This is a genomic window from Arthrobacter sp. 05L421 (assembly GCF_056397785.1).
Window position 1 is genome coordinate 1 of the sequence record NZ_JBFTOC010000022.1, and the last position, 25966, is coordinate 25966.

General features: G+C 65.9%; 20 protein-coding genes. 5 read left to right on the forward strand and 15 right to left on the reverse strand.

Features of this window, described 5'->3' with window-relative positions; genetic code table 11:
* Positions 1 to 391: 391 nt before the first annotated feature.
* The 3 genes from AC1DKQ_RS18955 to AC1DKQ_RS18965 are packed head-to-tail and all read right to left on the reverse strand — an operon-like array spanning position 392 to position 8002.
* Complete coding sequence (locus AC1DKQ_RS18955; RefSeq protein WP_476919833.1) at positions 392 to 4126, reverse strand: 1,4-alpha-glucan branching enzyme; 3735 nt, start codon at positions 4124 to 4126, stop codon at positions 392 to 394.
* Between the two features lies 1 nt (position 4127).
* Complete coding sequence (gene treS, locus AC1DKQ_RS18960; RefSeq protein WP_277526480.1) at positions 4128 to 5924, reverse strand: maltose alpha-D-glucosyltransferase; 1797 nt, start codon at positions 5922 to 5924, stop codon at positions 4128 to 4130.
* A gap of 5 nt (positions 5925 to 5929) precedes the next feature.
* Positions 5930 to 8002 carry an alpha-1,4-glucan--maltose-1-phosphate maltosyltransferase gene (locus tag AC1DKQ_RS18965; protein WP_476919834.1) on the reverse strand — a complete coding sequence of 691 codons (2073 nt, stop codon included), beginning with the start codon at positions 8000 to 8002 and terminating at the stop codon, positions 5930 to 5932.
* Positions 8003 to 8152: 150 nt separating this feature from the next.
* Here AC1DKQ_RS18965 and glgP point away from each other — a divergent pair, with 150 nt between their 5' ends.
* A complete protein-coding gene (gene glgP / locus AC1DKQ_RS18970) occupies positions 8153 to 10771 on the forward strand; it encodes an alpha-glucan family phosphorylase (protein WP_476886106.1) in 2619 nt (872 codons plus the stop codon).
* Positions 10772 to 10777: 6 nt separating this feature from the next.
* Here glgP and AC1DKQ_RS18975 read toward each other — a convergent pair whose 3' ends face one another.
* Together AC1DKQ_RS18975 and glgX are read right to left on the reverse strand one after the other, a co-directional pair.
* The gene (locus tag AC1DKQ_RS18975) at positions 10778 to 11134 is read right to left on the reverse strand and encodes a barstar family protein (RefSeq protein ID WP_476886107.1); all 357 of its coding nucleotides are present in this window, start codon (positions 11132 to 11134) and stop codon (positions 10778 to 10780) included.
* Between the two features lie 22 nt (positions 11135 to 11156).
* Positions 11157 to 13271 carry a glycogen debranching protein GlgX gene (gene glgX / locus AC1DKQ_RS18980; RefSeq protein ID WP_476886108.1) on the reverse strand — a complete coding sequence of 705 codons (2115 nt, stop codon included), beginning with the start codon at positions 13269 to 13271 and terminating at the stop codon, positions 11157 to 11159.
* 115 nt (positions 13272 to 13386) lie between these two features.
* On the opposite strand from glgX, the gene AC1DKQ_RS18985 reads away from it, so the two are divergent.
* On the forward strand, positions 13387 to 14190 hold the full coding sequence (locus tag AC1DKQ_RS18985) for a carbon-nitrogen hydrolase family protein (protein WP_476886109.1): 804 nt from the start codon (positions 13387 to 13389) through the stop codon (positions 14188 to 14190).
* A gap of 448 nt (positions 14191 to 14638) precedes the next feature.
* Here AC1DKQ_RS18985 and rlmB read toward each other — a convergent pair whose 3' ends face one another.
* From rlmB to AC1DKQ_RS19015, 6 genes are all read right to left on the reverse strand, one after another.
* On the reverse strand, positions 14639 to 15640 hold the full coding sequence (gene rlmB, locus AC1DKQ_RS18990; protein WP_476886110.1) for a 23S rRNA (guanosine(2251)-2'-O)-methyltransferase RlmB: 1002 nt from the start codon (positions 15638 to 15640) through the stop codon (positions 14639 to 14641).
* A gap of 122 nt (positions 15641 to 15762) precedes the next feature.
* Complete coding sequence (cysS, locus tag AC1DKQ_RS18995; protein ID WP_476886111.1) at positions 15763 to 17211, reverse strand: cysteine--tRNA ligase; 1449 nt, start codon at positions 17209 to 17211, stop codon at positions 15763 to 15765.
* Between the two features lie 116 nt (positions 17212 to 17327).
* On the reverse strand, positions 17328 to 17678 hold the full coding sequence (locus tag AC1DKQ_RS19000) for a hypothetical protein (protein ID WP_476919835.1): 351 nt from the start codon (positions 17676 to 17678) through the stop codon (positions 17328 to 17330).
* Positions 17679 to 17782: 104 nt separating this feature from the next.
* Positions 17783 to 18289, reverse strand: coding sequence for a 2-C-methyl-D-erythritol 2,4-cyclodiphosphate synthase (ispF, locus tag AC1DKQ_RS19005; RefSeq protein WP_476919836.1), 507 nt, complete (start codon positions 18287 to 18289; stop codon positions 17783 to 17785).
* Positions 18286 to 19116, reverse strand: a complete 831-nt coding sequence (ispD, locus tag AC1DKQ_RS19010; RefSeq protein WP_476919837.1) for a 2-C-methyl-D-erythritol 4-phosphate cytidylyltransferase — start codon at positions 19114 to 19116, stop codon at positions 18286 to 18288. Before ispD ends, ispF begins: the two co-directional genes overlap by 4 nt.
* A 209-nt stretch (positions 19117 to 19325) precedes the next feature.
* Complete coding sequence (locus AC1DKQ_RS19015) at positions 19326 to 19808, reverse strand: CarD family transcriptional regulator (RefSeq protein ID WP_026266570.1); 483 nt, start codon at positions 19806 to 19808, stop codon at positions 19326 to 19328.
* A gap of 327 nt (positions 19809 to 20135) precedes the next feature.
* Between AC1DKQ_RS19015 and AC1DKQ_RS19020 the strand changes: the two genes are divergently transcribed.
* Positions 20136 to 20699: a hypothetical protein gene (locus AC1DKQ_RS19020; RefSeq protein ID WP_476919856.1), complete on the forward strand. Its 564-nt coding sequence runs from the start codon at positions 20136 to 20138 to the stop codon at positions 20697 to 20699.
* A 142-nt stretch (positions 20700 to 20841) separates the two neighbouring features.
* On the opposite strand, the gene AC1DKQ_RS19025 is transcribed toward AC1DKQ_RS19020, so the two are convergent.
* A complete protein-coding gene (locus AC1DKQ_RS19025; protein WP_090583992.1) occupies positions 20842 to 21522 on the reverse strand; it encodes a response regulator transcription factor in 681 nt (226 codons plus the stop codon).
* On the reverse strand, positions 21519 to 22751 hold the full coding sequence (locus AC1DKQ_RS19030) for a sensor histidine kinase (protein WP_476919857.1): 1233 nt from the start codon (positions 22749 to 22751) through the stop codon (positions 21519 to 21521). The genes AC1DKQ_RS19025 and AC1DKQ_RS19030 overlap by 4 nt, the downstream gene beginning before the upstream one ends.
* Before the next feature lie 207 nt (positions 22752 to 22958).
* Between AC1DKQ_RS19030 and phoU the strand changes: the two genes are divergently transcribed.
* Complete coding sequence (gene phoU / locus AC1DKQ_RS19035; protein ID WP_476886115.1) at positions 22959 to 23621, forward strand: phosphate signaling complex protein PhoU; 663 nt, start codon at positions 22959 to 22961, stop codon at positions 23619 to 23621.
* Between the two features lie 148 nt (positions 23622 to 23769).
* On the opposite strand, the gene AC1DKQ_RS19040 is transcribed toward phoU, so the two are convergent.
* Complete coding sequence (locus AC1DKQ_RS19040) at positions 23770 to 24516, reverse strand: phosphoglyceromutase (RefSeq protein ID WP_476886116.1); 747 nt, start codon at positions 24514 to 24516, stop codon at positions 23770 to 23772.
* A 161-nt stretch (positions 24517 to 24677) separates the two neighbouring features.
* On the opposite strand from AC1DKQ_RS19040, the gene AC1DKQ_RS19045 reads away from it, so the two are divergent.
* A complete protein-coding gene (locus AC1DKQ_RS19045; protein WP_476919838.1) occupies positions 24678 to 25526 on the forward strand; it encodes a class I SAM-dependent methyltransferase in 849 nt (282 codons plus the stop codon).
* Positions 25527 to 25609: 83 nt separating this feature from the next.
* On the opposite strand, the gene AC1DKQ_RS19050 is transcribed toward AC1DKQ_RS19045, so the two are convergent.
* Positions 25610 to 25963 carry a DUF2516 family protein gene (locus tag AC1DKQ_RS19050; protein WP_476886118.1) on the reverse strand — a complete coding sequence of 118 codons (354 nt, stop codon included), beginning with the start codon at positions 25961 to 25963 and terminating at the stop codon, positions 25610 to 25612.
* Positions 25964 to 25966 lie beyond the last annotated feature (3 nt).

Sequence of the window (25966 nt, forward strand, 5' to 3'; positions counted from 1 at the left end):
CACCACGGGATGGCGCAACCTGGTCAATTCAACCAATTCAATACAATAAATTGGTATCAACAAACTTGGCACACTATTGAGTTCTCAAACAACAGACACACCCGGCACCACCACAACCACTACAGTCAAGGATCGCTCCGGAGCAACTTGTCAAACTTACCCGGCCGCTTCACCCTAGTCAAATCGGCGTTCCAAACTCAGCTTGCCATTGGCTTCTGGGTTTTTGTGGCCGTTCAACTCCGGGGAGCAGCGCGGAAATAAACTCTACCACCACTTCGCGTGGCTGACAAAGCAGCCTGGAAGAGGGTGCAGAAAAGCCCGGAATCACGCGGATTCCGGGCCTCTACGGACCTGCTTCGGCGCCACCCGCCCGGTTACCCGGGCGCTCCCCCTAGCCCAGCGGCTTGAAGTACGCCGCCCCGAGCGGAGGCAGGGTCACGACGAGTGCGGCCGGCTGCCCGTCGAGGGCGTCCTTCGTTGCAATCAGGGTGCCGGCGTTCCCCACCCCGGAACCGCCGTAGCTGGCGGCGTCGGTGTTGAGCACTTCCTGCCATTCGCCGGCCGCCGGAACACCCAGGAGGTAGTCCGTGTGCGGGCCGCCGGAGAAGTTCACCGCGCAGACAAGCGGGTTGCCGTCCGCATCGCGGCGGATGAACGTCAGCACGTTGCGGTCCGAGTCTCCCCCGTTGATCCACTGGAAGCCTTCGGGTTGGTTGTCCTGCTCGTACAGGGCCGGCGTGGAACGGTAGAGCTCGTTGAGGTCCTTGGTCAGCAGCTGCATGCCCTTGTGTGCCGGGATGTCCGCCAGCCACCAGTCCAGGCCGTACTGCTCCGACCATTCCGCTTCCTGGCCGAATTCTGTGCCCATGAAGATCAGCTGCTTGCCCGGGTGGGCCCACTGATATCCCAGGAAGGCGCGCAGGTTTGCCAGCTGCTGCCACCGGTCACCGGGCATCTTGCGCAGCATGGAGCCCTTACCGTGCACAACTTCGTCGTGGCTGATCGGCAGGAGGAAGTTTTCCGTGAAGGCATAGACCATCGAGAACGTGATGGTGCCGTGGTGCCACCGGCGGTTGTACGGGTCCTCGGCCATGTACTTGAGCGAGTCGTGCATCCAGCCCATGTTCCACTTGAGGCCGAAGCCCAGGCCGCCGCCGCTCGTGGGGGCGGTGACGCCGGGGAATGCGGTGGATTCCTCGGCGATCATGACCGCGCCAGGGTGGGTCTTGTAGACGGTGGCGTTGACCTCCTGGAGGAAGGAGATCGCTTCTAGGTTTTCGCGGCCGCCATAGCGGTTTGGCTGCCATTGCCCCTCTTCGCGCGAGTAGTCGAGGTACAGCATGGAGGCGACGGCGTCCACGCGCAGTCCGTCGATGTGGAACTCCTCGAGCCAGTACAGCGCATTGGCCACCAGGAAGTTGCGCACCTCCGTGCGGCCGAAGTCGAAGATCAGCGTGCCCCAGTCCGGGTGTTCGCCCAGGTTCGGATCGGCGTGCTCGTAGAGGGCTTCGCCGTCGAACCGGGCCAGAGCCCATTCGTCCTTCGGGAAGTGCGCCGGGACCCAGTCCAGGAGGACGCCTATCCCGGCCTGGTGGAGTTCGTCGACGAGGTGGCGGAATTCGTCCGGGTGCCCGAAGCGCGAGGTCGGTGCGAAGTAGGAGGTGACCTGGTAGCCCCACGAGCCGCCGAAGGGGTGCTCGGCAACGGGCATGAATTCCACGTGGGTGAAGCCCAGCCACTTGACGTATTCGACCAGTTCCTTGGCCAGTTCCTTGTAGCCCAGTCCCACCCGCCACGAGCCGAGGTGGACCTCGTAGACGCTCATGGGCGAGTTGTGCGGATCGCGGGCAGCGCGGGCGTCCATCCACTCGGCGTCCTTGAAGACATAGGAGGGCTCAACCACGCGGGATGCCGTCAGCGGGGGGACCTCGGTCCCGAATGCCAGCGGGTCCGCCTTTTCCACCCAGTATCCATGCCGTGTCCGCAGTTCAAACTTATAGCACGCCCCTGCTACAACCCCCGGGATGAAGACTTCCCACACGCCGGTGGAACCCAGGGAGCGCATGGAGTGTTCGCGGCCGTCCCAGCCGTTGAAGTCGCCCTTGACGCGCACTGCCTGAGCGTTCGGGGCCCAGACGGCGAAGGACACGCCGTCGACGTCGCCCAGCGAGGACTTGTAGTGCTGGACATGCGCGCCCAGCACATCCCACAGGCGTTCGTGCCGGCCCTCACCGATCAGGTGAAGGTCCACTTCGCCAATGGTCGGCAGGTAGCGGTAGGGCTCGTCCATGACCTGCGGCTCGTGGTCCTTGTACGTCACTTCGAGCCGGTAATCCGGCACGTGGCCGTGCTCGAGCGGTTCCATCACGGCCACCCACACGCCGCCCGATTCGTGCGTCATGGGCGTGGTGCCCGCCGACGTCACGACAGAAACTTCTTCCGCCAGGTGCTTGACTGTCCGGATCGTGACGTGGCCGTGGTCGTCAAGGTGGGCGCCCAGGACCGAGTGGGGCGCGTGGTGTTCGCCGCTGGAGACCCTCGCAAGGGTCTCGCCGTCCACGGGCAGTGGTGCGCCGGGCCGATCGATACGTGCTGATCCTGTCATTTTTATACCTTCCGCTGCGGCTTCGGCGGCGACGCCGGAACCTGTACTACCGAGGAGACGACGCGATGCATTCACCGGAATGGGGAGCCAGTCCGGCCTGTTCCTTAATTCGTAGATGACTTCGTAGAGGGCTTTGTCGAGCCACAGCGCCACAAAGAGCGGCGAGTCGCGGTCGATGCTGCCGGGGATGACTTCGGCGTAGCCGGCCAGGAAGGCCTCGGCGCAGTCATCCACCCAGGTTCCCGGCACCACGGCACCGGGATTTTCGCGGACGGCGGCGCCGGCGGCGTAGTCGAAGGACCGCAGCATGCCCACGACATCGCGAAGGGGGACGTCAGGGAAGTTGCGTTCCGAGATGGGGCGCAGAGGCTCGCCCTCGAAGTCGAGAATGGCCCAGCGCGGCGCGGCCCCGGGCTCGCCCGGGACGGTGCTGGCCGGGACAGTACTGGCCGGAACCTGCAGGATCTGCCCGAGATGGAGGTCGCCGTGGATCCGCTGGAGCGGTCCGGCACTGGTGCCTTCGAGCCGGCCGAGGAGAGCGTCCAGCGCTTCCTCGTACGGCCCGACGGCGTTGGACGCCTGGGCCCAGGACTCGCGGACACGCTGGGCTACTCCCGGAGCGATGTCCTGCCCCGGCGCAGTTTCGGCGGCTGTACCCAGTGCCTCGGCAAGCCTCCGGTGCACGGTGGCTGTTGCGGCGCCCAGCGCGTGGGCTTCGGCTGTGAACCCGGTTCCCCGGCTGGCCGCGTCCACGGCGAGCCCCCAGGCATCGAGCCCGCCGGCGAGGAATTCGTGCGCAACAGCGAGTTCGCCGCGGGCAGGTCGGGCGGTGCCCGACGGTTCCGTCACGAGGGCGGCCGCCGGAGTCTCCCACTCACCGGTTACCCAGCCAAGGGTTGCCGGGACCTCCTCGGTGCGCCCTGCGGTCAGCGCGGCACCGATTTCAACCTCGGGGTTCTGGCCTTCCGAGAGCACACGGAAGAACTTCACGATGGCGGCCGAGCCGCCGTCGTCGACTATCACTGAACTGTTCGATTGCTCGCCGGCGAGCACCTTGACCTTGCCCGTCGCGAACGGCAGGCGGTAGCCGGACTCCACCAGGTGGCCGGTGGCATTCCCCGACGGCGTGCTCACGCCGTGACGCATGAGCTCGAGCCAGGCGGCGACGAAGGCGGCGTCATGGACGCCGTCGTAGACCCACCGGTGCGCGGCATCAGCACGGCTGCCGGGAAGTTCGCCGATCAACGCGCGCTCTGCCCCCGGCAGGGGTTCCGGCCGGAAACTGAGCGGCACCTGGACGATGTCGGTCCGGCTGCCCCCGGGAGTGGGGTAGGACACCGCAACGAGCAACACCTCAAAGGCTGCCCCGCCGGGGACACCCTCGTCCGAGGCGGTCTCCAGGCGCAGGCTGCCCGCCGGCTCGAAGGTGAACTCGGCAGTCTTGACGGGGAACCATCGCTGGCGCGGCAGCCAGGCGCCAAGCAGTCCGCTCAGGGCCGGGGCAAGTGCTGGTCGAGTCATCTCAACCCTCAATGGACAGGACGGGCATCGCCTGCGTGAACGGTGATGCCGGGTTGGAGGCGGCGGACCGGATCCGCAGCCAGAAGAAATCGTGGCTGCCCAGGGTCAGTGTCAGGGTTCCGTCCTCGCCAATGCCCGGGAACGCCTGGCCGCCGAAGACGTCCCGGAGGCCCCTGCCGGCAAAGCTTGGCACGCGCAGCGTGGTCGCGACGGGATGCTGGGAGAGGTTGAAGGCGCACAGAATGGTCTCAGCGTCCGCCCCGGCGGCGTTGCCTTCCGGGAGCTCACGCAGGTAAGCGAGGACGACGTCGTGGTCAGCCTCCACGTGCTTGAATCCGCCCAGCCCGAAGGCGGGGTGGTTCTTGCGGACGCTCAGGATCTGCCGGGTCCAGCGCAGGAGTGAACCGGAATGGGCTGCCTCGGCCTCCACATTCGCCATGCTGTAGTTGTAGACCAGCGACTGGATCACTGGCAGGTACAGCTTGCCGGGGTCGGCGGCGGAGAACCCGGCGTTTCGGTCCGGGTTCCATTGCATCGGCGTGCGGACGGCGTCGCGGTCCTCGAGCCAGATGTTGTCCCCCATGCCGATCTCGTCCCCGTAGTACAGGAACGGGCTGCCCGGCAGGGACAGCAGCAGGGCATTGATGAGCTCAATTTCGGAGCGGGAGTTATCCAGCAGCGGAGCCAGCCTGCGTCGGATACCGATGTTGGCGCGCATGCGCGGATCCGGCGCGTACCAGCCGAGCATCGCGGCGCGCTCATCGGAGGTGACCATTTCCAGCGTCAGTTCGTCGTGGTTGCGCAAGAACGTTCCCCACTGGGCGCCTTCGGGGATGTCCGGCGTGTCCTTCATCGTCTCGATGATGGGGGCCGCCTTCTGGTCACGCAGCGCGTAGTAGAGGCGCGGCATGATCGGGAAGTGGAACGCCATGTGGCACTCCGGTTCCTCTTCGGTGCCGAAGTACTCCACCACCTCCGCGGGAGGCTGGTTGGCCTCAGCAATGATTACCCGGCCCGGATAGCTTTCATCGACCATCCGGCGCAACTGGCGCAGGAATTCGTGGGTCTGGGGCAGGTTCTCGCAGTTGGTGCCCTCTTCCTCGAACAGGTAGGGAATGGCGTCGGCCCGGAAGCCGTCGATGCCCTGGTCCAGCCAGAACCGCACGACGTCGAAGAGCGCGTCGATGACCTTGGGGTTCTCGAAGTTGAGGTCGGGCTGGTGGCTGAAGAACCGGTGCCAGAAGAACTGCCGGCGGATGGGGTCGAAGGTCCAGTTGGATTCCTCCGTGTCCACGAAGATGATGCGGGCGTCTTCATACTTCTCGTCCGTGTCGCTCCAGACATAGAAATCGCCGAACGGGCCGTCGGGGTCCTTGCGCGACTCCTGGAACCACGGGTGCTGGTCGGAGGTGTGGTTCAGCGGGAGGTCGATGATCACCCGGACGCCCCGGGCATGCGCCTCCGCCACGAGCCGTTTGAAGTCGCTGATGGTGCCAAACTCGTCCAGCACGGAGTTGTAGTCTGAGATGTCGTAGCCGCCGTCGCGCAGCGGTGACTGGAAGAACGGCGGGAGCCAGAGGCAGTCCACCCCCAGCCACTGCAGGTAGTCCAGCTTGTCGATCAGGCCGTGGAAATCGCCCGAGCCGTCTCCGTTGCCGTCGGCGAAGCCCCGGACGAGCACCTCGTAGAAGACCGCCTTGCGGTACCAGAGGGGATCGTGCTGGAGCCCTGGAGCGTTCAGTTCAAAGCTCCCCCTCGGGCTGAAGTGCTGGCTCGGGTTCTGCGGGCTGAAACTCACTGGCACTACCTCCGGATGCTAAGAACGTGAACGGGCTCGACGTGCGGGTCCAGGCGGACGTAGTTGTACTCCCCCCATTCCCAACTCTCGCCGGTCAGCAGGTCATCAACCATGAAGCGGCCGTTGTGGGTGAAGTTCTCCGGGTCCAGTTCCAGCGCCGGCAAATCCAGGGATACGGTGCTCTCCCGGGTGCCGTGCGGGTCCACGTTGACCACGACGATCAAGGTGTCCTTGGTCCCGTCCGGGAGGGTCTTGTGCTTGGAGTACACCACGGTGGAAGTGTCCGAGCTCTGGTGCACCGTCAGGTTCTGCAGGTCCCCGAGGGCCGGGTGCGCGCGGCGGATTGCGTTGAGCCGGGTCAGGTACGGAGCCAGGCTGCGTCCGGATTCGGCCGCCGCGTCCCAGTCGCGGGACTTGTACTCAAACTTTTCGTTGTCGATGTACTCCTCGGCGCCGGGACGTGCCACGTGTTCGTAGAGCTCAAAGCCGGCGTAGACGCCCCAGATGGGGCTCGCCGTCGCGGCCAGGGCGGCACGGATCTTGAAGGCCGCCGGGCCGCCGAACTGCAGGTATTCGGTGAGGATGTCAGGGGTGTTGACGAAGAAATTCGGCCGGAAGTAGGCCGCCGATTCGTGGCTGACCTCCTGGAAGTACGTCTCCAGTTCCTCCTTGGTGTTCCGCCAGGTGAAGTACGTGTAGGACTGCTGGAAGCCGGCCCGGCCAAGAGCGTGCATCATGGCCGGGCGGGTGAATGCCTCGGCCAGGAACACGACGTCGGGGTGCTTCTTGTTGACCTTGGCGATCAGCCATTCCCAGAACCACACGGGTTTGGTGTGCGGATTATCCACCCGGAAGATCTTGACGCCGTGGCTGACCCAGAGCATCACGATCCGGAAAATTTCGTTGGACAGCCCGGCGGGGTCGTTGTCGAAATTCAGCGGGAAAATGTCCTGGTATTTCTTCGGCGGATTCTCCGCGTACGCAATAGTGCCATCGACGCGGGTGGTGAACCATTCCGGGTTGCTTTGCACCCATGGGTGGTCCGGCGCTGCCTGCAGCGCCAGGTCCAAGGCCACTTCCAGTCCCAGTTCGCCGGCCCGGGCCACGAAGGCGTCGAAGTCCTCGAAGGTGCCCAGATCCGGGTGGATGGCGTCATGGCCGCCCTCGTGGGACCCGATGGCCCACGGCGAGCCGGGATCGTGCGGCCCGGCGATCAGGGTGTTATTCGGTCCCTTGCGGTGCTGGACACCGATCGGGTGGATCGGCGGCATATAGATGATGTCAAAACCCATGGCGGCGACGGCGTCGAGGCGCCGCGCTGCCGTGCGGAAGTTACCGGAGGTCCATTCCCCCGTCTCGTGGTTGCGCACGGCGCCTTCGGAACGCGGAAAGAATTCGTACCAGGAGCCGGACCCGGCCAGCGCACGCTCCACCAGCAGCGGGTAGGGCTCTGAAACCGTCACAAATTCCCGGATGGGCTGGCGTTCCACCACGGCAGCGACGTCGGCGCCGAAGCCGGCGGCGAGGCGCTCCTCGGGTGACCGGGAAGTATCGGAGAGGACGACGACGGCCATCCGCAGCGTTCTGCGGTCACCGGAGGGGCGCGAGGCGTCCTCGGAGGCCTCCGCCAGCAGTGCGGCGCCTTCGGCCAGCATCAGCTCGACGTCGATGCCGGCTTCCACCTTGACCTCGGCGTTGTGGTGCCAAGTGCCGTAGCGGTCGTGCCAGGCTTCGATGACGAAGGACCAGTTGCCGGTGGCGGGCGGGGTCAAGAGGCCTTCCCAGCGGTCCGTGCCCATCCCTCGTGGTCCGCGCGGCGGTGCGAGGCGGACTCGCTGCCGCTCTTTGCCACGGGGGTCGAGCAAAACGGCGCTGACGCCGAGCTGATCGTGTCCCTCCCGGAACGCTGTGGCTCCCACGACAATGGTTTGGCCCTCGACGGCTTTGGCGGGGAACTTTCCGCCCTCTACCGAAGGCTGCACGGCGGTGATCGGAAAGCGGCCAAATCGCAGGCCATCCGTGATCAGGGCCTTGGGCTTTTGCTTGGACACGGCACTGGTTCGCGAGTTATTTGTCACAGGCTCGACGTTATCTACAAAACGGCCAGAATGCTAAGCCCCCGAACCTTTTTGGGACGTTTCCGGTTCTGGCGGACCCATAACCGTCATTTACGGGAAAGAATCTTAAAGTCGTTCCGGGGCAACGACTTGTCCGTTAGTGTTTCGCTGGTGAAGGCAATCCGCAGATTTACTGTTCGAACCGTTCTCCCGGAGTCGATCCGGCCGCTGGCCCGGCTCGCCACCAATCTCCGGTGGTCCTGGCACCGGCCCACCCGGGAGCTTTTTGAGGGGCTCAACCCCGGGATCTGGGCGGAGAGCGCCCACGACCCCGTGACTTTCCTGGGCCTGGTCAGCCGGGAAGAGCTGCAGCGGCTCGCGGCGGACCAGGATGTGGTTCAGCGGGTCCATGCCGCGGCCGACGACCTCGACCGGTACCTGGAACAGCCGCGCTGGTACCAGGGCCTGGGCGACGGCGCCCCGGCATGCATCGCCTACTTCTCGCCCGAATTCGGCATCACCGAAGTCCTGCCCCAGTACTCCGGCGGCCTTGGCATCCTGGCCGGCGACCACCTGAAAGCGGCCTCGGATCTTGGCGTCCCGCTAATCGGCGTCGGTCTCCTCTACCAGGCCGGCTACTTTAAGCAGTCGCTCTCCCGGGACGCTTGGCAGCAGGAAACGTACCCGGTCCTCGACCCGGACGGTCTGCCCCTGACGCTCCTGCGCGAGGCCGCCCCGGACGGCAACGGCAAACCGATCCAGATCTCCCTGCCCCTCCCTCAGGGCCGCCGCCTGCTGGCGCACGTGTGGCGGGCCGACGTCGGGCGCGTTCCGCTGCTGCTTCTGGACTCCAACGTTCCGGGCAACGACGAAGCCGCCCGCGGCATCACCGACCGTCTGTACGGCGGCGGCGGTGACCACCGGCTCCAGCAGGAACTCCTGCTGGGCATGGGCGGGGTCAAGGCGCTGCGCGAGTTCCAGCGGCTCACGGGCGTCCCCGCGCCGGAGGTGTTCCACACCAACGAGGGCCACGCCGGGTTCCTTGGCGTCGAGCGGATCCAGGAATTGATGTCCGGCACGGCGCCGTTGAGCTGGGAGGAAGCTCTGGCCGCCGGGCGCGCGTCCACGGTCTTCACCACCCACACGCCGGTCCCCGCGGGGATCGACCGCTTCGAGATTTCCCAGATCCAGCACTTCTTCGAGGCCGGCCTCGCCCCGGACGTCCCGGTGGCAAAGATCCTGGACCTGGGCCGGGAAGACTTCGCCGACGGCAACCCGTTCGTGTTCAACATGGCCGTCATGGGACTGCGGCTGGCCCAGCGGGCCAACGGTGTGGCCAAACTGCACGGCGTAGTCTCCCGTGGAATGTTCTCGGCCCTATGGCCGGGCTTCGACCACTCCGAAATCCCCATCACCTCCGTCACCAACGGCGTGCATGTCCCCACCTGGGTGGACCCCCGGATCTCGGCGTTGGCGCGGGACCAGTTCGGCGCCGAGGCGGAGGCGCAGGGCCGCTGGGACCTGGCGTACAACGTCACCGACGAGGACCTGTGGGCATTGCGGCGCGAGATGCGGGTGTCCCTGGTCGAAGATGTCCGGCGCCGGCTCCGGGCAGCCTGGAAGAAGCGCGGCGCGGCCGACGCCGAGCTGGCCTGGACGGACTCCGTCCTGGACCCGGACATCCTGACCATTGGCTTTGCCCGCCGCGTGCCGACGTACAAGCGGCTGACCCTGATGCTGCGGGATCCCGAGCGCCTCAAGGCGCTGCTGCTGCACAAGACGCACCCCATCCAGCTGGTCATCGCCGGGAAGTCGCACCCGGCCGACGACGCCGGCAAAAAGATGATCCAGGACCTGGTCCGGTTCACCGACGACCCCGCCGTGCGGCACCGGATCGCGTTCCTGCCCAACTACGACATCGCCATGGCCCGGACCCTGTTCCCCGGCTGCGATGTGTGGCTGAACAACCCGCTGCGCCCGCTGGAGGCCTGCGGAACGTCCGGCATGAAGGCTGCCCTGAACGGTTCGCTGAACCTCTCCGTCATGGACGGCTGGTGGGATGAGATGTACGACGGCGAGAACGGCTGGGCGATCCCGACGGCCAACAACGACGCCTCCCCCGAAGAACGTGACGACATCGAGGCGGCGGCACTGTACGAGCTGCTCGAGACGCAGGTGGCACCGCGGTTCTACGGGCTGACCGTGTCCGCCGAGGCCGGAGCCGCCGGACCGTCCCAGCCCGGCCCGCAGAAGGTTCCCACCCACTGGGTGTCCATGATCAAGCACACCATGTCCCACCTTGGCCCGGCGGTCTCCGCGGAACGGATGCTCCGGGACTACGTCAATGTGCTGTACCGGCCCGCCGCAATCGCGGGACGCCACGCCGTGGCGGACAACTACGCGCAGGCCAAGGCGCTGGCGGCGTGGACGTCCCGGATCCGGACCGCGTGGCCGCAGATCCAGGTGGAACACGTCGACTCTGTGGGGGTTTCCGAGGACCCGCAGATCGGCGATCTGCTGCAGGTCAATGCGTACGTTGCCCTGCGTGAGCTCTCCCCGGACGACGTCTATGTTGAAGTGGCCTACGGCCGGGCCGGGGACACGGACGAGCTGACGGACATCACGGTCGCGGAGCTGAAGGCCGCCGAGGACCTCGGCAAGGGCCGGCATCTCTTCAGCGGCACGCTGGTGATCGACCGTTCGGGGTCCTTCGGCTACACCGTGCGCGTGCTCCCCAAGAATGAGGCGCTGGCCTCCAAGGCGGAACTGGGCCTGATCGTCAACGCCTGATGTCCTCTAAAGGCAGACGGCGATGACGTCCAGGCTCTTGCCGGCATAGCCTTCGGCGTCCTGCAGCGTTTCGCAGATGACTGCAAACGAGAGATCTGCGCGGAAGGCGGCAGGCACCTGCCAGATGAAGGTGACAGGGGCCTCGCCGTCGTCCGTCACCGCATCCGCGACGTCGTGCAGCGAATCGTGCAGGGCATCCAGGTCGGTGCCGTACTCATCGGGAATGTCCAGAAGTTCGCCGAACCTGTCCAGGACCCCTTGCTTGGTATCAGCGGCGGGGACCACCAAGGCGCGGCGGCCGGCGTCGCCGATTTGGGCCGTGAGTTCTTCGATGGTCCAGGTCTCGGCCGAATAAATCTTCATGGGGTCCTTAATCTCGAAATAATTACGTGCGGTAGATATTGATCGTGTTGGCCTGGACGAGGTCCCGTTCACCGGAGGCAACGCGGGCGCCCTGACGCCGGTCATGGAGTTCGGAGGTGGTCACGCGAAGCTCGAAGAGCCGGTGCCCAGTTCCGTCCTCGTTCCTCAGCTGCGGCAACGTGACCTTGACATCGTCGGCGCCGCCGTTGACCACCACGAGGCCGTCCACGTGCCCATCGTCGGAGCCGAGCAGGAGCTGGATCACCCGGTGGCCGGGGTCATGCCACGTGTCCGCTGACATCGGCTTGCCGTCCACATCGAACCAGTGGAAGTAGGACTGCTTGTCTCGCGCAGGGTAATCATGCGGCTGGCTGGCCAGGAACTCCTTGCGTAGCCGGATGACGCGCTTGGTGGTGCGCAGCATCGCATGGGATTCCGTGGTGCTGGTCCAGTCGATCCAGGTAATCGCATTGTCCTGGCAGTAGGCGTTGTTGTTGCCGTGCTGGGTCCGGCCGATCTCGTCCCCGGCGGTGATCATGGGTACGCCTTGGGAAATCATCAGGCAGGCCATCAGGTTACGCCGGCTTTGGGCGCGCCTGGCGAGGATATCGACGTCTTCGGTGGGGCCCTCGAAGCCGTGGTTGTAGCTTCGATTGTCGCCGTGGCCGTCCCGGTTCTGCTCGCCGTTGGCCTCGTTGTGCTTGCGGTCGTAGGCGGTTAGGTCGGCCAGAGTGAAGCCATCGTGGGCTGTGATCAGGTTCAGCGAGGCAAGCCGGGTCCGGCCCGAGGACTCGAACAGCCGGGCGGAACCAGAGAGAGCGTCCGCGAGGCGCGCCACCGGACCGCCGCTACCGCCGCCGTCGATCGCGGCGCGGTCGGCGAGCCAGAAGCTGCGGACGGCGTCGCGGAAGTGGTCGTTCCAGTCCACCCACCCGGCCGGAAACCGGCCGGTCTGCCAGCCGCCGTAGCCGACGTCCCAGGGTTCGGCAATCAGCTTGACCCCGGACAGGACAGGATCGGCGCCCACCGCGACGAGGAAGGGGTGCCGCGGATCGAATTCGTTGGCGCTGTTCCGGCATAGCGTGACGGCCAGGTCGAAGCGGAAGCCGTCGATGTGGAACTCGCTCACCCAGTAGCGCAGGGAGTCCAGCACCAGCTGCACCACGCGGGGTTCGCCAAAGTTCAGGCTGTTGCCGCAGCCTGTGGTGTCCACATACTTGCCGTGGCCGTCGTTGCGGTAGTACTGCATCTCGCCCAGGCCGCGGAAGTTCAGGGTGGGACCGTCCGTGCCGCCCTCGGCGGTGTGGTTGTACACGACGTCGAGGATGACCTCGAGCCCGGCGGCGTGCAGCAGCTTGACCATGCCCTTGAACTCGTCCTGGACTGCGCGGGCACCGGCGGCCTGGGCGGCCGCGGTGGCGTAACCGGGGTGCGGGGCAAAGAAGGCGGCTGTGTTGTAGCCCCAGTAGTTCGTCAGCCCAAGCTGCTGCAGGTGAGGCTCGTCCACATGGAAATGGACGGGCAGCAGTTGGATGGCCGTGACACCCAGGGAGACCAGGTGCTCGATCATGGCCGGGTGGGCCATCCCGGCGTACGTCCCCTGCAGTTCCTCCGGAATATCCGGGTGCAGCTTCGTCTGGCCCTTCACGTGGGCCTCGTAGACGATCGTGTTGCGCCATGGGACGCGCGGGCTGCGGTCCAGCCCCCAGTCAAAGTCGTCGCCGACCCGGACGCTGGTGATCAGGCCCTCACGTTCGTCGACGCCCCGGCCATAGGGGTCCATCAGCAACGGTTGCTCGCCGACACCATCAAAATCTGTGGAGGGCATGGACAGCGGGAGGGCCTCGTGTTCCGGCGAAGCCCGGAAGCCGTAGCGCGAACCGGCGGGAATGCCCTCCACAATGCCGTGGTGCACGCCGTCGGTGTAATTGGGCAGGGTCTTTACCTGCCAGGTGCCCCCCGGTGCCTGATACGCAATCTCCAAGGTGGCCACGCCGGGCGCGTAGACGGCCACGTTGGCGCACTCACCCCGGGGATCGTCCACTGCCGGTGATCCGGTGTGCGGAGTGCTGATCCCCAGCGGAAACGCCCGCGAAGCGTCTACGGTGGAAGCGGTATCTATGTAAGACATAACCATTGCTTAAAGCTTAGCCGGGCCGGACAAGTGGCCCCCGTTTTCGTTTTCATGACGTTTTGCAGTGTACGGACCGCCGCACTGCATACTGTAATGAAGCGCCGACTTGGAGGTAAATGTGCGCGTTGCACTAGCCCAAATCATCACCGGCCGCGATCTGGCCGCGAACCTGGCCCTCGTGGACTCCTACGCGCGCCAGGCCAAGGCCGGCGGCGCGGACCTGGTGGTGTTCCCGGAAGCGACCATGCGGGCCTTCGGCAATTCGCTCCTGGACATCGCGGAACGGCTGGACGGTCCGTGGGCTGCCCGCGTGCGCGCCCTCGCCGCGGAACTCGGCATCGTGATCATCGCGGGCATGTTCACCCCTGGGACTGCCGGCAATGGCGCTAAGGTGCGCAACACCTTGCTGGTCACCGGCCCCGGCCTCGAGGCCAGCTACGACAAAATCCACCTGTTCGATGCCTTCGGTTTCGCCGAGTCGGACACGGTTGACGCCGGCACCGCCCCCGTCACCTTCGAGCTCGACGGCGTGACGTTCGGCCTCGCCACCTGCTACGACGTCCGTTTCCCGAACCTGTTCACGGAAAACGCGGATCGCGGTGCCGACGTGAACATTGTGTGCGCCTCGTGGGGATCGGGCCCCGGCAAGGCCGACCAGTGGAAGCTCCTGGCCCGTTCCCGCGCCCTGGACTCAACGACCTTTGTCCTCGCCTGTGGCCAGGGCGATCCCGCCAGCCAGGGCCTCCCGGTCAAGGGTTCCGCCCCTACCGGCGTCGGGCACTCCGTGGTGATCTCCCCCATGGGCGACATCCTGGGCCAGCTCGACGGCGCCCCGGGCCTGCTATTCACCGACCTCGACACCGCCGCCGTCAAGGAAGCCCGCGCCAAACTCCCGGTCCTAGCCAACCGGCATAAGTTCTAAGCCGCCCGATTTTCTAGGCCGAGGCGTCTGGTTGTGGTCACCACTTTTCTGGTCACCACCCGCGGACACCGGTGCCCTGCCGTCGCTTAGACACCTCCCGACGCCTACTTCGGCCGCTGGGCGGCCTCATCCGGCTCTGGTCGGCGATGCGCTCCTTTGCAGGACCCCGGCGCCCGCTCGAATTCAGCCCACCCCGCGCTGTAGTACTTAGAGGACCAACGGCGCTCCCGACCGACGGCAAAACGCCACCACGACAAGCAAGTAGCCGAGGGACGATGCCAACAGCAACGCGGGGTCAGATCGCGCCCATCCGAGGCCTCAGGATGGGCGCGAAGTGACCCCGCGTTGCTGTTGGCCGTTTTCGCGTTAAACGGCGACGCTCCCCCACGAGATGTGAGGGAGCGTTCCGTACGGCGCGAAAGGTGACATAGCCCCAACGAAGCTGGGACTACTCCGCGGCGCGCTGGCGGGAGATTTCGTAGAGGGAGATGCCCACTGCCATGGAGGCGTTCAAGGATTCCATGGCGGAGTCGATCGGGATCGAGACGATCTGGTCGCAGTTTTCGCGGACCAGGCGGCTCAAGCCCTTGCCCTCAGACCCTACGACGATGCATACCGGTTCGGTGGCCAGGGCGAGTGCGGGCAGCGAGACGTCGCCGTCGCCGTCGAGGCCCAGGACGTAAATGCCCATGTTCTTGAAGGCCTTGAGCGTGTTGTTCAGGTTGGCCGCGCGTGCGACGGGGACGCGGACCGCCGCGCCGGCGCTGGTCTTCCAGGCTGAGGCGGTGACGCCAACGGAGCGGCGCTCCGGGACGATGACGCCGTGGCCGCTGAAGGCCGAGACGGAGCGGATGATCGCGCCCAAGTTGCGGGGATCGGTGATGCCGTCGAGGGCAACGAAGAGCGGAGCGTTGGATACGTGGCCCTTTTTCCAGGACTCCAGAGTTTCCTCGGCGAGCTCGTAGGCGTCCTGGTACTCGTACGGCGGGATTTGCAGCACGAGGCCCTGGTGGATGGCGTCGTCGGTCATGCGATCGAGCTCGGGCTTGCCGGTTTCCATCAGCGGGATGCCGCGTTCGGCGGCGAGCTTCAGGGATTCCTTGACGCGGTCGTCCATTTCGATGCGGACGGCGACGTGCAGGGCCTTGGCCGGGATGCCGGCGCGCAGGGCTTCGACCACGGAGTTGCGTCCGGTGACAACTTCTTCCGTGGCGCGACCCTTGGGACCGGAGCGGCCGGTGCGGGCGGCGGCGCTGGTAGTGCGGCTGCCACTGGCGCGCTTGGCCTCGGATCGCTCCGAGAGCTGCTTGTTCTTGAACGCCTTGTGATAGGGGCGGTCCTCCGCCTTCGGCGTGGGGCCCTTGCCCTCAAGTGCCTTGCGACCGTGACCGCCGGTTCCGACGGAGGGGCCCTTCTTCAATTTGACCGAGCGGCGACCGTTGTTGGCCATGAGTTTCACCCTTTAAATACGCGATTCGTTGATAAGTCTGACCTCCAGTCTACTGACTCGAGTAAAATCCTCGACCGGAGGGGACGACGGCGGCTCGCTTCACCGGCCGCCGGCAACGAGGTTCAGCCGCGCTTGAGGCTCCAGCTCGCCCCGTCCGGACCGTCTTCAACCACGACGCCGGCTGCGGTCAGGGTGTCCCGGATGGCGTCGGACGCCGCCCAGTCTTTGGCTGCCCGGGCGTCTGCACGCGCCGCCAGCTGCGCCTCGACCAGGACGCCGAGGGCGGTGTTGGCGTGTTCGTCGGCCGCCGGCGTCGTGGTGGCGTTGAGGCCGAGGACCTCCACCATGGCGGTGACGCTCGCGAGTGCCTGCCCCGCGGCGTCGAGGTCCCCGTCGGTGAGGGCCGTGTTGCCGGCCCGGACGGTTTCGTGGAGCGCCGCCAGGGCCTGCGGGACGTTCAGGTCATCGTCCATGGCCGAAGCAAAAGCCTCCGGGACGGAAGCTGCGGACGTCTCCGTTCCCGCGTCGGGGAGGATCCGGCCGGCACGGGTGAGGAAGCCGTCGATCCGTTCGACGGCGGCGGCGGCCTCCTGCAGCGACGTCGGCTGATAGTCCAGAACCGAGCGGTACTGTGCCTGCCCGAGGTAATACCGGACAACGCGCGGAGGGGCGAGTTCGAGCATTTCCGCCGGGCTGACGGTGTTGCCGATGGACTTGGACATCTTCTCGCCGGCATAGGTGACCATGCCGTTGTGCATCCAGAAGTTGGCGAACCCGTGGCCGGCCGCCTGGGACTGTGCCATTTCGTTCTCGTGGTGCGGGAAGCGCAGGTCCAGTCCGCCGCCGTGGATGTCGAACTCGGTGCCGAGGTACTTGGTGACCATCGCGGAGCATTCGAGGTGCCAGCCCGGGCGGCCGGGGCCCCACGGGGAGGCCCAGCTCGCGGTCGTCGGTTCCCCGTCCTTGTAGCCCTTCCACAGCGCGAAGTCCCGGGGGTCCTTCTTGCCGCGCGGGTCCGCGTCCGGGGCACCCTGCATGTCGTCGAGTTTTTGCCGCGTCAGCGTGCCGTACTTGGACCAGGAACGCACGTCGAAGTAGACGTCGCCGGAGTCGTCGAGGGCCGGGTAGGCGTGGCCGCGGTCGATCAGCTGCTGGATGAGGGCGTGCATTTCCGGGATATGGCCGGTGGCGCGGGGCTCATAGGTGGGGCGGGAGACGCCCAGGGTGTCGTAGGCCTTGAGGAATTCCTGCTCGTAGCGGTAGGCCAGGGCCCACCATTCCTCGTTGCGCAGCGCACCGGGCTCGTCCTCAAAATCGGGGTCGAAGGACGCGGCGGACTTGGCGAGGATTTTGTCGTCGATGTCGGTGACGTTGCGGACCGCCGTCACGCGGAAGCCGCGGTACTGCAGCCAGCGGGTCAGCTGGTCGAAGGCGATGGCCGAGCGGATGTGGCCGACATGTGGCATGCCCTGCACGGTGGCTCCGCAGTAGTACAGGCTCACGTTGCCAGGTACCAGGGGGACGAAGTCGCGGACTTCGGCGGATGCAGTGTCGTAAAAGCGCAGGGTCACCGCTCCAGATTAGCCGATGGCGCTCCGCGGCCTTACTCGCGGCTCACCAACGGCTATCCAGCGGCTATACCGGCTGGCGACAGGCCCGGAGTCCGGGGGGCCTCCGGTCCGGCAACCTACTTGCAGTATTGCCCAATCTTGTTGATCTGCTCCGTGAGCTTGGCTGTCTGTTCGGCGGTCTTGGTTCCCGTGGGACTCGCCGCAACCTGCTTCATGACGTCGGCCATCTGCTGGATGGGGGCGCCCACTTCCGGCGCCACCTTGTCAGCAACTTCCTGGTAATGCTGGCCAATCTGGCCGGCCTGCTCCTTCGCGCTCCCGGAGGGCACGAAGGTGTCGGTGTTGAGGAACTTGCAGCTCTCCTCGACACTCATCTTTGGTGTGGCGCTAGGTGCCGTCGTCGAGCCGGCACAGCCACTCAGCATGGTCCCTGCCACGAGTACGACGGCGGTCAACAGCTTTTTCACGGCGGGTCTCCTGGCGATTCGGAACGGGAGGTAACGGTCGGGTCTTGCCCCTCAAGCGTAGGGGACCGGGGCCGCCAGTGTTCAAAGTGTTTAGGCTGCGGTGGCTAGCCGGCCGGGTAGACAAGCGCTGTTGCGACGGCCGAGATCCCCTCGCCCCGGCCGGTAAATCCGAGTCCGTCGCTCGTGGTTGCCGTGACGCTGACCGGCGCTGCGGCAGCGTCGCTGAGGACCCGCTGGGATTCCTCCCGCCGCGGGCCGAATTTGGGCCGGTTGGCCACGAACTGAACGGCGATATTGCCGATTTCAAACCCGTGGGCGCGAACAATCTTGGCGGCCTCGGCCAGCAGGGTCACGCCGGACGCTCCGGCATACTCGGGCCGGTCCGTACCGAAATGCGTGCCGAGGTCCCCGATCCCGCAGGCCGAGAAAAGCGCGTCGGCTGCGGCGTGCGCCACGGGGTCGCCGTCGGAGTGGCCGGAGAGTCCCCGTTCCCCCTCCCAGAAGAGGCCACCGAGCCACAACGGCTGCGGCTTGTCGTCTGCGGCGAAGGCATGGACATCGATCCCGATCCCGGTCCTAGGGATCAGCGGCGCGTTGGTGGACACGCTCATCCCTCCACCCAGCGCACACCCAGGGGGCCCTCGAGGAGCCCTTCGGCCAGAATCAGGTCCAGGGGCGTGGTGATCTTCAGCGACTGGCTGGCGCCGCGCACGGCGTGGACGGGGACACCGATCAGCTCCACGAGCATGGCATCGTCCGTGACGAGGGCGGCCTGGCCGGCGTCGAACCCCGCGGCAGCCTCGTGGGCGCGTTTGAGGGTGGCGAAGGCGAATCCCTGCGGCGTCTGCACGGCACGGAGCGACTCCCGCGGCGCCGTCCCGGTGACCAGCTCGGGGGCCACCGCTGCGCCGTCGCCGGTGGTCGGCTCGACGGTCTTGACCGTATCGACCACCGGAATCACCGGAATGACGGCCGAGGCACCGGCGCCAAGCGCCGCTGCCACCCGGTGAAAAACGGCCTCTGGCACCAATGCCCGGGCGGCATCGTGGACCAGAACTGATTCAGTATCAGGCAGGAGGGCGGCCATCGCGGCGCGGACAGAATCGGCGCGGTTCGCACCGCCGTCGACCACTGTGACGACCGGGACCTGGACGCCGTGGCCCGGCGCCGTGAGGCCGTGCACCGCCTCAAGCTCTTGCGCGAAGGCCTCGCACAGCGCCCGCAGCTCGGTGTCCCCCGGGGGGATCGCAACGCAGATCTGCTGCGCGATCCCGGCGGCTGCAACGCCGCGCAGGGCGTGGGTGAGGATACTGTCCCCACCTAGAGGCACTTTTGCTTTCGGCATGCCATAGCCAAGCCGCTGGCCGGAACCGGCAGCCACAACAATGACCGCGGTGGCGGGACCGGCTGGTGACGTATTCGTCGGTGCAGTATCCATGCGCACAAGACTACGTCCCCGCGCCCTCGACTATCCCGTTGCCCTATCAGTTGTGGCTGCGACCATATGACCCTGCCACGCTCAGAGGGACCCGAGTGATAGCGCAACCGGGGGCGGCGGTTGAAAAAAGGCAAAAAGAAGCCCCGGCGGCCGGAGGCCACCGGGGTTCGATTCTTATCTGCACCGGCCCTGCTGGGGCCGGCCCTGTGCTAGGAAGCCAGGACCTCGTCGAGAACGCTTGCGGCCTTCTCTTCATCAGTCTTCTCAGCCAGTGCCAGTTCCGAAATCAGGATCTGGCGGGCCTTGGCCAGCATGCGCTTCTCTCCGGCGGAGAGACCCCGGTCGTGATCACGGCGCCAGAGGTCGCGGACGACCTCTGCTACCTTGATGACGTCACCGGAAGCAAGCTTTTCCAGGTTTGCCTTGTAACGACGTGACCAGTTGGTGGGTTCCTCAGTGAACTCGGCCCGCAGCACATCGAACACGTGCTCCAAGCCTTCTTTGCCCACTACGTCCCGAACCCCAACCAGGTCAACGTTTTCTGCTGGAACTTCAATGGTCAGATCACCCTGAGCCACCTTGAGCTTGAGATACATCTTCTCTTCGCCCTTGACAGTGCGCATCTTGATTTCTTCAATTTTCGCTGCACCGTGGTGAGGGTAAACTACTGTCTCGCCGACCTCAAAAACCATGTGGACATTCCCCTTTCCCGCAGACCAGTTTATCACGATTAAGGCATACAACTGGCATCGAAAGGTGCCGAGAACCGCATGAATCCGGGGAAAATGGCCTCAATCCACCCCCTCAAACCCCTTGACGAATGCGGATAATAGTGCCTTTGGCCTTAACTGCCAAGAGGTTTCCGGCCCCCGCCAAGCGAGCTCCGGCCGCGGGGAGTGGCACGCGTCTGCGCGCTTATGTGTAGGCGCCGAGTCCTTGTTTGAGGCCGATTGCGGATAGGCTATGGCTGAATAATGTTCCAAGACTCTCAAGGAGTGCGTGACGTGCGTTTCACTGCGATGAACCGGGGCCAGCGCGGCAAGCTGGCAATGGCTACGGCTGCACTGGGCATTGGCCTGCTGTCCGTGACCGGCTGTGGCTACATCAACCCCCAGCAGACCTCGGAGCAGTACTCGGCATCCGACGGAACCCGCACTGATCTCGGAGCGCTGGAGCTGCGCAACTTCATCATCGTCGCCGACGGCGAGGACAAGCCGGGCCGCGTGATCGGCGCCGTGTACAACACGTCCTCCAAGGACGTTGTGCTGACCATCAAGGGCGCGGCGGGATCGCAGGCCGAAGTTCCGGTCAAGCAGAAGTCCTACACCCTGCTCAGCGACTCCACCGCCCCGGCGATCCTGAGCGCCGCCGGCGCCAAGCCGGGATCCGTGGCCGAGGTGACCATCTCCGAGGACGGCACCAGCCAGGACGCCAAGTTCAAGGTTCCGGTCATGGACGGCACGATCGCCGACTACAAGAAGTACCTGCCGACGCCGGAGCCGACCGCCACGGACGCGGCGACGTCGCCTGAGACGGCACCTGCGGCCGAGACGCCCACGCCGAGCAGCACTGCCGGCCACTAGCTTCAACTGGATCCAGCGCAAAAGGAGGGACACCTGCGGGTGCCCCTCCTTTTGCATGTCGCCTGGATGTAGCTGCCTGGTCTTAGACGTGCCCGGGACCTTCAGCTGCCCGGCCAGGCCGCCGGGCAGCTGAACTCCGGCTTTAGGGCTCGAACTTGTAACCCAGCCCGCGAACGGTAATCAGGTAACGCGGCGCGGAGGCATCCGGTTCGATCTTGCTGCGCAGCCGCTTGACGTGGACGTCGAGGGTCTTGGTGTCCCCCACATAGTCGGAGCCCCAGACCCTGTCGATCAGCTGACCGCGGGTCAGGACCCGGCCGGAGTTCCGCAGCAGCATTTCCAGCAGCTCGAACTCCTTGAGCGGCAAGGCGATCTGCTCGCCCCCGACGCTGACCACGTGGCGTTCGATGTCCATCCGGACCGGACCGGCCTGCACCGTACTGGAGACGAGTTCCTCCGGTTCGCTCTGGCGCCGCAGGACGGCGCGGACCCGGGCCACGAGCTCCCGCGAGGAGTAGGGCTTGGTGACGTAGTCGTCGGCTCCCAGCTCCAGCCCTACCACCTTGTCGATTTCCGAGTCCTTGGCGGTCAGCATGATCACGGGCACCCCGGAGCGCTGCCGGAGTTGGCGGCAGACCTCAGTGCCCGACTGGCCCGGCAGCTGCAGGTCCAGGAGGACGAGGTCGGCGCCGTTGCGGTCGAATTCGGTGATGGCGTCCAGTCCGTTGTCCACCACCTCGACCTCAAACCCTTCTTTACCCAACAGATAGGACAGGGGGTCGCTGAAGGACTCCTCGTCCTCGACAATCAGAATCCGGCTCAAGCGGTAGCTCCTTGCTCATGGACGCCGGCGGCGTCACGTCGTTGCGGTCTGGGGTCCCGACCGGAGGTGTGGACAGCGGGCTTGCCGGCGTCGGAAGCGTCGCCGTCGTCCTGCCCTTCCATCTCGGGAAGTCGAATGGTGAACGTGGAACCCTGGCCGGGCTGGGACCACAGGGTCACCTCGCCGCCGTGGTTGGAAATGACGTGCTTGACGATGCTCAGGCCAAGCCCCGTGCCTCCGGTCTGACGGGACCGGGCGGCATCCACCCGGTAGAAGCGCTCGAAGACACGCTCCTGGTCCTCGGCGCTGAGCCCGTCGCCCTGGTCCGTCACCGAGACCCCCACGAGGCCGTCCTTGACCCGGATGCCCACTCCAACCTTGGTGTTCTCCGGCGAGTACCGGATGGCGTTGTCGATCAGGTTGCGCAGGGCGGTCACGAGGAGGTCCTGGTCGCCGTAGACCATGGCATCAGCGTGCCGGCCAACCACCAGCTGGATGTTCTTGCTCTCGGCCGGCAGCTGGGAGCGGTCCACGGCCTCGTTGACCACCGTATTGATGTCCACCGGGCGGCCCTGCTGCGCAACGTTAGCGCCCTGAAGACGGGAGAGCTCAATAATGTCCTGCACCAGGGCCGCAAGTCGGGTCGATTCCTTGTGCATGCGCTTGGCGAACCGCTTAACCGCTTCGGGGTCGTCAGCGGACGATTCGAGTGCCTCAGCCAGGAGGGAGATCGCCCCAACGGGTGTCTTCAGTTCGTGGGAGACGTTCGCGACAAAGTCGTTGCGGACTTCCTCGGTGCGGGTGAGTTCGGTCCGGTCATCGGCCAGCAGCAGGATGTATTCCTCCGTAATGACGGCTGCCCGGACCTGGACAATAATCGTTCCCTGGCCGAGCGGGCCGCGCGGCAGCTCCAGTTGCTTTTCGAGGATGACACCGTCCCGCCGCACCTTGGCCGTCAGTTCCAGCAGCTGCTGGTGCACCACTGTGTGCCCGCGGACCAGACCGTAGGCATAGGCGGCGGGGCTGGCGCGGACCACGCCGTCGATCGCATCCACCACCACAAAAGCGCGGCCGAGGACGGCCAGCACCTCCGCGGCGCCCTCGGGCAGGGAGGGGTCGTCGACGTCGACGTCGACAATGTGCCGCTGCTGCTCACTCACCCGGAACGCGAGAACGCCGAACATGCCAAACGAGAGGCCGATCAGGCCGGCGATCACGCCGATGAGCATTGGATCCACGGCTCCAGCTTATGCCGTGCCACGGGGCCGAAACCGAAATCTCCTGCGATTCGGGCCCCGGTTCAGCTAACGTTCACCTATTGGGGCGTAACAGTTCACCGGATACTGAAAGAGTTGAGCGTTGGAGCGCCGGTAGGTGAACCGAAATAGGCCCGCCACTTCGATTGCAGGCAATATTTCCGAGGAAAGGACGCACACGTGCGTAAGGTTTTTCAGGAGGAGCTCGCCCAGGTAAGGGAACAGCTCGTCGAGATCTCAACGCTGGTCACAGAGGCCATCGACAAGGCCACGACAGCCTTCGAGGGCGCCGATATCGACCTCGCCGAGGACGTGATTGCCGCTGATGCCCGCATCGACTTCCTGCAGAACAGCCTCGACGAGCGCGCCATCGACATCCTTGCCCTTCAGGGTCCGGTGGCGAGCGATCTGCGCATGCTGGTCGGTTCACTCCGGATGAGCGCCTCGCTGGAGCGCATGGGTGACCTCGCCCGCCACCTGGCCCAGCTGGCGCGTCTGCGTTACCCGGCGTCGGTGGTCCCGGACCAGCTGCGCGAGACTTTTAAGAGCTTCGCGGAGCAGGACCTGCTGATCGCCCAGAAGCTCACGGAACTGCTGGCCACCCGCGACCTTGGCGTGGCACGGGAGATCATGAAGGCCAACAGCGCCGTCAACGACCTGCACCTGAGCGTTTTCAAGGCGATTGCGCGCAGCGACTGGCAGGAGTCGCCGGCCACCACGGTGGACGTTGCCCTGGCCAGCCGCTACTTTGAGCGCTTCGCCGACCACGGCGTCTCCGTTGCCCAGAAGGTCACCTACCTGGTCACCGGAGCGTGGCAGCCGAACACTACCGAACACATCTGACGCCGGCTGCGCGCTGACGCAACTGCACTGACGCAACTGCACTGATACAACGACGGCGTCCGGTCACCTTGGGGGTGGCCGGACGCCGTCGTTTGTTCTTGCGCTTTATGCCTCGCGCTTGCTTTTGCTTCTTGCCCTGCGGTGCCGCCTACTTCTTGCCCTGGTTGGCGACTGCCTGGATGGCCTCGGCCGCGGCCTCGGGGTCGAGGTAGGTGCCGCCCGGGTTCAGCGGCTTGAAGTCCTCATCCAGTTCGTAGACCAGCGGGATGCCGGTGGGGATGTTCAGGCCGGCGATGGCCTCGTCGCTGATCCCGTCGAGGTGCTTGACGAGGGCGCGGAGCGAGTTGCCGTGGGCTGTGACCAGGACGGTCTTCCCGGCCTTGAGGTCTTCCTTGATGTCCGATTCCCAGTACGGCATGAGTCGGATCAGGACATCCTTGAGGCATTCGGTGCGCGGGATGGCGTCGCCAAGGTCTGCGTAGCGCGGGTCCCCCACCTGGGAGAACTCGGAATCGTCGGCCAGGGGCGGCGGCGGGGTGTCGTAGGACCGGCGCCACAGCATGAACTGCTCCTCGCCGAATTCGGCGAGGGTCTGAGCCTTGTCCTTGCCCTGCAGGGCGCCGTAGTGGCGCTCGTTGAGCCGCCAGTCGCGCTTGACGTCGATCCAGCCGCGGTCGGCCACTTCGAGGGTCATGTTCGCCGTGTTGATGGCCCGCTTCAACCGCGAGGTGTAGAGGATATCGGGGAGGATGTTGTTCTCCACGAGCAGCTCGCCGCCGCGTACGGCCTCGGCACGGCCCTGGTCATTGAGGTCGACGTCCACCCAGCCGGTGAAGAGGTTCTTGGCATTCCAGTCGCTGTGGCCGTGGCGCAGCAGAATCAGCTTGTAAGTCATGGTTTTTATCCTAGCCGAGCGGTTGGCGGCGGCGCCGTGCGTTACACGGCGTGCGCTTCACCACAACGCGGGGTCACATCGCGCCCATCCCGCGGCCTGTAATGGGCCGCAAGTGACCCCGCGTTGGCGGGTAGGAGTGCGTTGGAGGATAGGCTTGGCCGGTGGTGCAGAAGGCTGAACGGGTGCTGTCCCCCCGGAACCAGGGCGGAACGAGAAGCGGCGCGCGTGGTGGCAGGCCCGTGGGCAACGTGACCCGTGGAACCACGAACCCCAACCGGATGCGACGGGTGGACCGCTGGCTGACCGGGCCGCAGGCCTGGCGGCTGCGCGCTGCGGCCCATCCCCTCGCCGTCGACCTCGGCTACGGCGCCTCGCCGGCCACCGCCGTCGAACTCTTCGAACGCCTCGCCGCGGTCCGCACGGATATGCAGGTGGTGGGCATCGAAATCGAACCGGAGCGTGTCCGGCAGGCCCAGGCACTGGAACGGCCCGGCCTGATGTTCCAGCTGGGCGGCTTCGAACTGCCAGTGACCGGAAATCCCGTGCTGGTCCGCGCCTTCAACGTGCTGCGGCAGTACGAGGAAGCCGACGTGCCGGGCATCTGGCGGCTGGTGCAGGACCGTCTCGCGCCGGACGGGCTGTTCATCGACGGCACGTGCGATGAAATCGGGCGGCGCTCCGCCTGGGTGGCGCTCGACGTCGAGCGGCCGCTGAGCCTGAGCTTATCCATGCGGTTCGGCGCCTTCGCTCTGCCCTCCGACGTGGCCGAAAGGCTGCCAAAAGCCCTGATCCACCGCAATGTGCCCGGCGAGAAAATTCACGCCTACCTGCAGGCGATGGACAAAGCCTGGCTGGACGCGGCGCCGCTGGCGTCGTTCGGCAGCCGGCAGCGCTTTACAGCAATGTGCCGTGCGCTGCTCGACGCCGGCTGGCCCATCCAGGACGGCCCGTCCCGCTGGCGGCTGGGCGAAGTGACGGTCGGCTGGGAAGCCGTGGCGCCAAGGACTTAGCTTGCGAGCTTAGGGGCGGCGGGTGGGCCCACGCCGGCAGGGTTCCCAAAACGAGCTTGCGAGCTTTAGGAACCCGGCGGGGACTACCAGGGGCCGTAGGGGCCCATGTTGCGGCCGCGGCCCGCGTCTTTGACCGCGGGACGGACGTCGGCAAGGTACACGGACGCGGCCGTCACGGCCGCAAGGCCGAAAATGCCGAGCGAACCGGCGCCGCCGCCGCTACCAAGCTGCGCGAGCAGGGAGAACAGGCCCACGGCGAACGCGCCGCCGGTCAGGGCCAGCCAGAAGGTCTTGGTCCGCTTCGATACGGCCTCGAACGCGTTGGCCTTGTGCCGGAGGCAGTCGAAAAACGCCCATGCCTCCAGGGCAAAGGCCACGACGGCCAGGACCAGGTAAACCCCGGATTCGACAAAGTAAATGAGTATGCGTCCGTCCACTCC